The organism is Marilutibacter maris (assembly GCF_003233695.1).
In the GTDB taxonomy this organism is placed as follows: Bacteria; Pseudomonadota; Gammaproteobacteria; order Xanthomonadales; family Xanthomonadaceae; genus Marilutibacter; species Marilutibacter maris.
The window spans coordinates 910,325-921,092 of record NZ_CP029843.1; the positions used below are offsets into that span (position 1 = coordinate 910,325).

Here is a 10,768-nt window from a genome sequence, read left to right on the forward strand (position 1 = left end):
GAACGCCCGGCGCGCTGCGCCGGGCCGGGGTTGCGAGGTGAGCGCGCAGCGCGAGCCCGCAACGGCCCACGAGGCGAAGCCGAGTGGAAGCATTCACGAGCCACTGGCTCGCGGCCGTGCCGAACGCCCGGCGCGCTGCGCCGGGCCGGGGTTGCGAGGTGAGCGCGCAGCGCGAGCCCGCAACGGCCCACGAGGCGAAGCCGAGTGGAAGCGCTCACGAGCCACTGGCTCGCGGCCGTGCCGAACGCCCGGCGCGCTGCGCCGGGCCGGGGGTGAGAGAGGGCTGCTTGCGAACCATCGGTTCGCGCCCGCTCGAACGCCCAGCCGCTGGCGTCTGGGCCGGGCAGGCGAGGTGAGCGCGCAGCGCGAGCCCCCGCAACGGCCCACGAGGCGAAGCCGAGTGGAAGCGCACACGAGCCACTGGCTCGCGGCCGTGCCGAACGCCCGGCGCGCTGCGCCGGGCCGGCCCAGACAATGGCGTCTGGGCCCCGCCGTTGCGCTTCCAAACTCCCATTCGTGCATGCGGCACGAATCGCCCCCTGACTCAGGGGGGAACGATATCCGGCTGCGCGCGGATATCTCCCAAAATTTGCTTCGCAAACCTTGGGCCCCGCCGGCGTGCCCCCACACCCCCATTCGTGCCTGCGGCACGAATCGCCCCCTGACTCAGGGGGCTGGGTTCATGGGGTAGGCAAATGCTCTTCGTAGGAGCGGCGTGAGCCGCGATGGGCCTTCTCGGCAAAGTCGGGTCGCGGCTCACGCCGCTCCTACGGGATATCACCGGGCCGCGGGACGCGAGGCTCCAGCGGATGGCGGCCGGTCGCCAATCTGAACCGTTCCGTGGTCCATGCCCCGACACGGGCGGGCGCCGCGTGCCACAATCGAAGCAATCGTCCATCGGATGGCACCCCGTTCAGTCAGGAAATGATGCAGATGAAGCGCACCCTCCTCGCCGTGCTCGGCGCGATCAGCCTCTCCGCCTGCGCGCAGGCGCCCGAAGCCGATGCCACCGGCACGCCATCGAAGGCCCCCGTGGTCTCCAGCCCGATGTTGCCCGCGACGCCCGAGCCCGCCGAGGGCACGCCCGAGGCGCGCGCGCTGGCGGCGGTTCGCACCCTCAACCCGAACCTGCAGCCCGAGCAGATCGGCGCGGCGCCGCTGCCGGGGTTCCGTGAGGTCATCGTCAGCGGCCAGGTGGTCTATGTCAGCGACGATGGCCGCTACATGTTCCTGCCGGGCCAGGGCGGCGCGCTGTACGACACCGTGTCCGAGCGCAGCCTCAGCGAGGCCAGCCTCGCCGGCCTGCGCCGCGACCTGCTCAAGACGATTCCGGCCAGCGAGCGCATCGTGTTCGCGCCGGCCAATCCGAAGTACACCGTCACCGTGTTCACCGATGTCGAGTGCGGTTACTGCCGCCGCCTGCACAGCGAGATCGCCGAGTACAACCAGCAGGGCATCGCGATCGAGTATCTGGCCTTTCCGCGCATGGGTATCGGCAGCGAGGACTACAACAAGATGGTCGCGGTGTGGTGCGCGTCGGATCGCAAGCAGGCGCTGACCGATGCCAAGGCCGAGAAGTCGGTGCCCGAGCACGATTGCAAGAACACCGTCTCCATGCAGTACAACATCGGCCAGCGTGCCGGCCTGACCGGGACCCCGATGATCCTGACCGAGGACGGCACCCAGGTCGGTGGCTACGTGCCGCCGGCGGCGTTGCGCGAGACCCTGGACAAGCTGGCGGCGGAAAAGGCCGAGCCTGCGGCGGTCGGCAATGCCGCCCCGGGCGGCAACGCCGCGGCCGGCGGCGCCTGAGCCGACCGGCCCGCACGATCGCGCATCGCGGCCCATTCGGGCCGCCGATGGCGGCCGGGGGAGGGGGCCGGCGCCAACGCTTCAGCCGGGGTTGCGCTCCGGGTTCGGCGCAGGGGCGGGCGCTTGGTTACAATCTGCGCCCCCGATGTCGCACGGTTCCCCGGACATGATCGTCCTCGAGGGCCCCCAGGCCCTGTCTGCGTTCCGCCGTGAACGCCTCCAAGCCCGTCTCCAGGCCCTCCACCCCGACCTGCGCCTGCTTGGCGCCTGGCCGGTCTACTGGGTCCAGCCCGAACCGGGCGCGCAGCCCGATATCGACGCGCTGAGCCGCATCCTGCAGGCCGGCCACGCCGCCGAGCCGGCGGCGGACGGCGCGGTCAGCCGCTATGCGACGCCGCGCCTGGGCACCCTGTCGCCGTGGTCGAGCAAGGCCACCGAGCTGCTGCATGGCGCCGAGCTGCCGGTGAAGCGGGTCGAGCGCGGCCTGCGCTACGACCTGGCCGGCTGGCCGGACGAGGCGGCGGTGCGGACCGCGGTGGCCAAGGTCCTGCACGACCCGATGACGCAGTCGCTGCTGGACACGCGCGAGGCCGGCGAGGCGTTGTTCACCGCGCTGGAGCGTGGCGAGCCCGAGCGCATCGCCCTGGCCGACCTGGATGCCGCCAACGTGCGTCTGGGCCTGGCCCTGGCCGCGGACGAGATCGACTACCTGCGCGAGCGCTACGCGGCGCTGGGCCGGCAGCCGTCCGACGTCGAGCTGATGATGTTCGCGCAGGCGAACTCGGAGCATTGCCGGCACAAGATCTTCAACGCCAGCTGGACCATCGATGGACGCGAGCAACCGCTGTCGCTGTTCAAGATGATCAAGAACACCCACGCCGAGACGCCTGAACATACGCTCTCGGCCTACAGCGACAATGCCGCGGTCGTTGCCGGCTACGGCAGCCGCCGCTTCCGCCCCGATCCGGCCGATGGCCGTTATCGCAGCGAGGACGAGGCCGAGTCGGCGTTCTGCATCAAGGTCGAGACCCACAACCATCCGACCGCGATCGCGCCGTTCCCGGGCGCCTCGACCGGCAATGGCGGCGAAATCCGCGACGAGGGCGCGACCGGCCGCGGCGGCAAGCCCAAGGCCGGCCTGACCGGTTTCTCGGTCTCGCACCTGCGCATTCCGACCCTGCCGCAGCCGTGGGAATCGCCGCGCGCGCTGAACCCGAGGATGGCCTCGGCGCTGGAGATCATGCTCGAGGGCCCGATCGGCGGCGCCGCGTTCAACAACGAATTCGGCCGTCCCAACCTGGCCGGCTACTTCCGCAGCTTCGAGCTCGACCAGGGCCGCGCCGGCGAGACCGCGCTGGTCCGCGCCTACGACAAGCCGATCATGCTGGCCGGCGGTCTGGGCGCGATCGACCGGGTCCAGGTCGAGAAGCAGCGCCTGAAGCCCGGCTACGCGGTGATCGTGCTCGGCGGTCCGGCGATGCTGATCGGCCTGGGCGGCGGCGCCGCCAGCTCGGTCGCCTCCGGCACCAGTTCCGAGGACCTGGATTTCGCCAGCGTGCAGCGCGACAACCCGGAAATGGAGCGCCGCTGCCAGGAAGTGATCGACCGCTGCGTCGCGCTGGGCGCCGACAATCCGATCGCCAGCGCGCACGATGTCGGCGCCGGCGGCCTGTCCAATGCGATCCCGGAACTGCTGCACGACTCCGGCGTCGGTGGCGTGATCGACCTGGACAAGGTGCCCAGCGACGATCCTTCGCTGTCGCCGATGCAGTTGTGGTGCAACGAGTCGCAGGAGCGCTATGTGCTCGGCCTGCCGGCGGAACGCGTCGCCGAATTCGCGGCCCTGTGCGAGCGCGAGCGCTGCCCGTTCGCGGTGGTCGGCCATGCGACCGCGGAAGAGCGCCTGGTGGTCGGCCATGGCGCCACTGTCGAGCGCGTCTACGGCAGCGCCGCGGACGCCGCCGTGCATGCCATCGACATCCCGATGGACGTGCTGTTCGGCAAGCCGCCGAAGATGCATCGCGACACCGTGCGGCCGCCGGAGGCGCCGTGGCCGTCGCTGGACTGGAGCGAACTGTCGCTGCACGACGCCGCGCTGCGGGTGATCGCCCATCCCAGCGTCGCCTCCAAGAACTTCCTGGTCACCATCGGCGACCGCAGCGTCGGCGGCCTGACCGCGCGCGACCAGATGGTCGGCCCGTGGCAGCTGCCGGTGGCCGACTGCGCGATCACCCTGGCCGGTTTCGACGGCTTCGTCGGCGAGGCGCTGTCGATCGGCGAGCGCACCCCGCTGGCCCTGCTCGACGCGCCGGCGGCGGCGCGGATGGCGGTCGGCGAGGCGATCACCAACCTGTGCGCGGCGCCGGTGGAGTCGCTGAACCGGATCAAGCTGTCGGCCAACTGGATGGCCGCCGCCTCGCACGATGGCGAGGACGCGCTGCTGTTCGATGCGGTGCGCGCGGTCGGCATGGAACTGTGCCCCGAGCTGGAGCTGAGCATCCCGGTCGGCAAGGATTCGCTGTCGATGCAGGCGCAGTGGAGCAACGGGCAGGAGGCGAGCCGGTCGGTGTCGCCGGTGTCGCTGATCGTCAGCGCATTCGCGCCGGTGGTCGACGTGCGCACCCAGCTGACCCCGCTGCTCGATCGCGAGGTCGAGTCCGAGCTGTGGCTGATCGGCCTGGGCGCGGGCAAGCAGCGCCTGGGCGGTTCGGTGCTGGCGCAATGCCACCCCGAGGCGGTGCTGGCCGGCGCCAACGGCAGCGAGCTGCCGGCGTTCGCCGGGCAGCCGTCGGAGGACGGGCGCCGCAACGTCGGCGTGCCCGATCTCGACGACCCGCAGCGCCTGCGCGATTTCTTCGAGCTGATCCGCGACGCCCGCGAAGCCGGCCTGCTCAAGGCCTACCACGACCGTTCCGACGGCGGCGCGTTCACCGCGCTGTGCGAAATGGCGTTCGCCTCGCACCTGGGTCTGGAGATCAATCTCGACGGTTGGGGCGACGACCCGTTCCGCACCCTGTTCAACGAGGAGCTGGGTGCGGTGGTGCAGATCGCCAGCGAGGACCGGGCCGCGTTCGCCGACCTGGTCGCGCGCCACGGCCTGATCGATTGCGCCCAGCGCATCGCGCGTCCGACCACCGCCGCGACGATCCGTATCAACGAGGATGGCCAGACCCTCGCCGAATGGCGCTGGGACGCGTTGTTCGATGCCTGGTGGGCGACCACCCACGCGATGCAGAAGCTGCGCGACAACCCCGAGTGCGCCGACCAGGAGCGCGAGGTGGCGCGCCAGTTCGCCGCGCCGGGGCTGCGTCCGAAGCTGGGTTTCGATCCGGCCGAGGACATCGCCGCGCCCTATCTGAATCTGAGCGCGCGGCCGAAGGTCGCGATCCTGCGCGAGCAGGGCGTCAACGGCCAGATCGAGATGGCGCGCGCGTTCGACCGCGCCGGCTTCGAGGCTTTCGACGTGCACATGAGCGACCTGATCGAGGGCCGCTTCGCGCTGGGCGATTTCATCGGCCTGGCCGCCTGTGGCGGCTTCAGCTACGGCGACGTGCTCGGTGCCGGACGCGGCTGGGCGACCTCGATCCTCGAGCGCCCGGCCCTGCGCGACATGTTCGCCGCGTTCTTCGAGCGCGACGGCAGCTTCGCCCTGGGCGTGTGCAACGGCTGCCAGATGCTCAGCCAGCTCAAGCCGATCATCCCCGGCGCCGGCCATTGGCCCGAGTTCCTGCGCAATGCCAGCGAGCAGTACGAGGCGCGCCTGGCCCAGGTCGAGGTGCTGGAGTCGCCGTCGGTGCTGTTGCGCGGCATGGCCGGTTCGCGCCTGCCGGTGGTGGTCGCGCACGGCGAGGGCCGCGCCTCGTTCGCCGACAGTCTGGACCCGGTGACCGCCCGCGTCGCCCTGCGCTACGTCGATGGCGACGGCGAGGTCGCCACGCGGTACCCGCTGAACCCGAACGGCTCGGTCGACGGCATCACCGGTCTGGCCAGCGACGACGGCCGGGTCACGATCATGATGCCGCACCCCGAGCGGACCCTGCTGACGGCGAACCTCAGTTGGGCTCCGGCCGGCTGGGGCGACGACTCGCCATGGCTGCGGATGTTCCGCAACGCGCGGGTATTCGTCGGCTGAGGCGACATGTCTGCGGACGGCCTGATGGCCGTTCGCGCCGGGGTGAGCGGCCGACGCCCTGCGCCGGGTCCGCTGGATGGCCAGCCGCCGGGCTGGCGGTGACGCCCGTCGCATCGGACGCCGGGCTCGGGCCGGGTGTCGTCCGGTGGCGGCTCCTCGATACAGCATCCTGACCGCGGTCCGCTGCGGCGGCGGTGTCGCGGCGACCTGCTAAAGTCGGTCTCCCGACCCCCGACGGGCATGCAGGCCCGGCAGCGATGGAAGCAGAAATGGTGCGCGCGGATATGGCCCAGGCGGAGACGACCCCGACCCCCGACGAGGCGGTCGAGGCGCGCGTCATCGATGCGCTGCTGGCCAAGGGCCGGCTCAAGGACGCCGATCTGGGCCGCGCGCGCCGGCTGCAGGTCGAGACCGGCGGCAGCCTGCTGGCCCTGCTGGGCCGGCTCGGCTTGGTGTCCGAGCGCGACCACGCCGACGCGGTCGCCGAAGTCACCGGCCTGCCGCTGGTGTCCGCCCAGGCCGCACCGGACCTGCCGCCGGAGGACGTCAGTCTCAGCGTCAAGTTCATGAAGCAGTTCCACGTCTGCCCGCTGAACGCCGGCGAGCACGGCGTCGAGTTGCTGATGGCCGATCCGCAGGACGCCTACACCGTCGACGCGGTGCGGCTGGCGTTGGCGCGCCCGCTGCGCCTGCAGATCGGGCTGCGCTCGGAGATCGAAGCGCTGATCGAGCGCTGGTTCGGCCAGGGCCGCAGCGCGATGGGCGCGATCGTGGAGACCGCCGAGGGCGAGGGCTCCGGCGACCTCGACGATGTCGAGCACCTGCGCGACCTCGCCTCCGAGGCGCCGGTGATCCGGCTGGTGAATCTGATCATCCAGCGCGCGGTCGAGTTGCGCGCCTCGGATATCCATATCGAGCCGTTCGAGAACCGGCTCAAGGTCCGCTATCGCGTCGACGGCGTGCTGCAGGAGGGCGAGAGCCCGCCGCCGAACCTGACCGCGGCGGTGATCAGCCGCATCAAGATCATGGCCAAGCTCAACATCGCCGAGCGGCGCCTGCCGCAGGACGGCCGGATCATGCTGCGGGTGCAGGGCAAGGAGCTGGACCTGCGCGTGAGCACCATCCCGACCGCGCACGGCGAGAGCGTGGTGATGCGACTGCTCGACCGCGAGACGGTGGTGTTCGACTTCAAACGGCTGGGCTTCACCGACCACTTCCTGCCGCAGTTCCAGAAGGTGCTCGACCAGCCGCACGGCATCTTGCTGGTGACCGGTCCGACCGGCTCGGGCAAGACCACCACGCTGTACACCGCGCTGTCCAAGCTCAACACCCCGGACGTCAAGATCATCACCGTCGAGGATCCGGTCGAATACCAGATCGAGGGCATCAACCAGATCCAGGCCAAGCCGCAGATCGGCCTGGATTTCGCCCATGCGCTGCGCTCGATCGTGCGCCAGGATCCGGACATCATCATGATCGGCGAGATGCGCGACCTGGAGACCTGCCGGATCGCGATCCAGTCGGCGCTGACCGGCCACCTGGTGCTGAGCACGCTGCACACCAACAACGCCGCCGGCGGCATCACCCGCCTGCTCGACATGGGCGTGGAGGACTATCTGCTGACCTCCACGGTCAACGGCATCCTCGCCCAGCGCCTGGTCCGGCGGCTGGACTCGCAGCACGCCGAGCGCTATCCGGCCAGCGCCGAGGAGATCGAGAAGTTCGGCCTGCGCCGCTACCAGCCCGAGGGCGAGATCCACCTGTTCCGTCCGCGGCCGTCGGCGGCCTCGCCGACCGGCTATTCGGGACGCACGACGATCATGGAGTTCCTGGTCATGAACGACGAGCTGCGACGGGCGGTGATGCGCCACGCGGGCATGGGCGAGCTGGAGGAGATCGCCCGTCGCGGCGGCATGCGCACGATGTACGAGGACGGTATCGCCAAGGCCCTGGCCGGCGAGACCACGATCGAGGAAGTCCTGCGCGTGACCGAGGACGCCTGAACCCATGGCGCTGTTTGCCTACAAGGCGCTGAATGCGCGCGGCGAGATGCTGGAAGGCCAGATGGAGGCCGCCAGCAGCCAGGAGGTCGCGCTGCGCCTGCAGGAGCAGGGCCACCTGCCGGTCGAGGCGCGGCCGGCGGGCGAGGGCGGCGGCGGTTCGCTGCTGAAGGGCCTGTTCAAGCCCAAGACGTTCTCCGGCGAGCGCCTGGTCCAGTTCACCCAGCAGTTGGCGACCCTGCTGGGAGCCGGCCAGCCGCTGGACCGCGCGCTGAGCATCCTGCTGGAACTGCCCGAGGACGAGGCCGCCAAACGCACCCTGACCGACGTGCGCGACGCGGTGCGCGGCGGCAGTTCGATGTCGGCGGCGCTCGAGCGTCAGCACGGCACGTTCTCGCGGCTGTACATCAACATGGTCCGTGCCGGCGAGGCCGGCGGCAGCCTGCAGGAGACGCTGGCGCGGCTGGCCGACTACCTGGAGCGCAGCCGGGCGCTGCGCGGCCGGGTCATCAACGCGTTGATCTATCCGGCGATCCTGCTGGTGATGGTCGGGCTGAGCCTGCTGTTCCTGCTCGGCTACGTGGTGCCGCAGTTCGCGCAGATGTACGAGAGCCTGGATGCCGAGCTGCCGTTGTTCACCCAGATCGTGCTCGGCGTCGGCCTGTTCGTGCGGGACTGGTGGATCGTCCTGCTGGTGGTGCCAGGGGTGTTGTTGCTGTGGTTCGACCGCAAGCGCCGCGACCCGGCGTTCCGCGAAGCGCTCGACGGCTGGCTGCTGCGCCAGCGCTTCTTCGGCGGCCTGGTCGCGAAGATGGAGACCGCGCGGCTGGCGCGCACCCTGGGCACCCTGGTCCGCAACGGCGTGCCGTTGATGTCGGCGCTGGGCATCGGCCGCAACGTGATGGACAACCGGGTGCTGGCCGACGATGTCGGCAAGGCCGCCGACGAGGTCAAGAACGGTGTCGCCCTGTCGACCGCGTTGGCGCGCGGCAAGCGGTTCCCGCGGTTGGCGCTGCAGATGATCCAGGTCGGCGAAGAGTCCGGTGCGATGGACACGATGCTGATCAAGACCGCCGAGACCTTCGAGCAGCAGACCTCGCTGGCGCTGGACCGGATGCTGGCGGCGCTGGTGCCGGTGGTGACGGTGGTGCTGGCCGGCGTGGTCGGCGTGGTGGTGCTGGCGGTGCTGACGCCGCTGTACGACCTGACCTCCGCGATTGGGTGAGTCGATGCGTGTGCGAACCACGGGTTCGCGCATCGGCGAACGCCCGGCCACGGACGGCCGGGCCGGACGATCCGGAGCCATTCGGCATCGCCAGGGAGGGCATCGTGTTCTGCTCCGCAGGCACTGCCGCGCGGTGCCGCCGAACGCCTGGCGCGCTGCGCCGGGCCGGGGGTGAGAGAGGGCGGCTTGCGAACCACCGGTTCGCGCCCGCTCGAACGCCCAGACGCTGGCGTCTGGGCCGGGCAGGCGAGGTGAACGCGCAGCGTGAGCCCGCAACGGCTGCGTGTGCGAACCACGGGTTCGCGCATCGGCGAACGCCCGGCCACGGACGGCCGGGCCGGACGATCCGGAGCCATTCGGCATCGCCAGGGAGGGCATCGTGTTCCGCTCCGCAGGCACTGCCGCGCGGTGCCGCCGAACGCCTGGCGCGTCCGCAACGCGCCTCATCCCGTAGGAGCGGCGTGAGCCGCGATCCCCGGACTGCGCCCGAATATATCCCAAGGTTTGCTGCGCAGACCCTGGGGCCCGCCGTTGCGCTCCCACACCTCCATTCGCGCTACGCGCGAATTGCCCCCTGAGTCAGGGGGGAGCGCTATCCGGACTGCGCCCGGATATATCCCAAAGTTTGCTGCGCAAACCCAGGGCCCCGCCGTTGCGCTCCCACACCCCCATTCGTGCCTGCGACACGAATCGCCCCCTGACTCAGGGGGGTGGGCCCATGCTGTAGCGCATCTCGTAGGAGCGGCGTAAGCCGCGATGAGGCATTCATGGGAAGGCCCGGCCGTGACTTGCGTGGCCGCTACGATGCGGTCGGCGGTAGGCCCTACAGCGCGCGCTTCGGCGACCGCCTGTCGCGTGGCGGTGAATATTCACTCGGACTGGACGGTCCGTAGCCCGCATGATGGCAATGGCGCAAACGGTGAGCGCCGTCGCTGAATGCGCACGTAGGGGATCATGGCGGCACTTCGTTCACATTTCGGTGTCTGAACATGAACCCCGTATCCTGCCTGCCCGCGTTAGTACCGCATGCCGACATGGAATAGGGTAAATATCAGGAGTTTCACCGCCTGCGCCCTGGATGCCCCGGCGCGGGACCGTACGCATCCGCATCACCCGCCAGCTCACGAGGACGACCACCATGCGCAACCGCCGTTCCATTACCCGCAGTCCGTCTGCCAGCGCCCAGCGCGGCATGAGCCTGATCGAGATCATCATCGTGATCGTGCTGATCGGCGCCGTGCTGACCTTCGTCGGCAGCCGCGTGCTCGGTGGCGCCGATCGCGCCAAGGCCAATCTCGCCAAGTCGCAGGTCACCACGCTGGCGCAGAAGGTCGATTCCTTCCAGATGGATACCGGCCGCCTGCCGACCACGCTCGACGAACTGGTCACCGCGCCCAGCGACGCCCCCGGCTGGCTCGGCCCCTATGCCAAGGCGCAGGAGCTGAAGGACCCGTGGGGGCACGACATCGAGTACCGCACCCCCGGTGAGAGCGGTCCCTTCGACCTGGTGATCCTCGGCAAGGACGGCAAGGTGGGTGGCACCAGCGTCGATTCCGACGTCCGTTACGAGTAAGCGTTCCGCATCGTCGCCTCGCCAGG

General features: G+C 70.4%; 5 protein-coding genes. All 5 read left to right on the forward strand.

The genetic code is table 11. The annotated features are described in order from the left end of the window. Positions 1-933 precede the first annotated feature (933 nt). The 5 genes from C9I47_RS04095 to gspG all read left to right on the forward strand — a co-directional run bounded on the left by C9I47_RS04095 (position 934) and on the right by gspG (position 10,742). Complete coding sequence (locus tag C9I47_RS04095; protein WP_111267951.1) at positions 934-1,812, forward strand: DsbC family protein; 879 nt, start codon at positions 934-936, stop codon at positions 1,810-1,812. Positions 1,813-1,978: 166 nt separating this feature from the next. Then, positions 1,979-5,944, forward strand: a complete 3,966-nt coding sequence (gene purL, locus C9I47_RS04100) for a phosphoribosylformylglycinamidine synthase (protein ID WP_111265616.1) — start codon at positions 1,979-1,981, stop codon at positions 5,942-5,944. Between the two features lie 284 nt (positions 5,945-6,228). After that, entirely contained in the window at positions 6,229-7,947 is a 1,719-nt protein-coding gene (gspE, locus tag C9I47_RS04105; RefSeq protein WP_111267952.1) for a type II secretion system ATPase GspE, read from the forward strand. Between the two features lie 4 nt (positions 7,948-7,951). Continuing rightward, entirely contained in the window at positions 7,952-9,169 is a 1,218-nt protein-coding gene (xpsF, locus tag C9I47_RS04110; protein WP_111265617.1) for a type II secretion system protein XpsF, read from the forward strand. A gap of 1,138 nt (positions 9,170-10,307) precedes the next feature. Continuing rightward, positions 10,308-10,742 carry a type II secretion system major pseudopilin GspG gene (gspG, locus tag C9I47_RS04115; RefSeq protein WP_111265618.1) on the forward strand — a complete coding sequence of 145 codons (435 nt, stop codon included), beginning with the start codon at positions 10,308-10,310 and terminating at the stop codon, positions 10,740-10,742. Positions 10,743-10,768 lie beyond the last annotated feature (26 nt).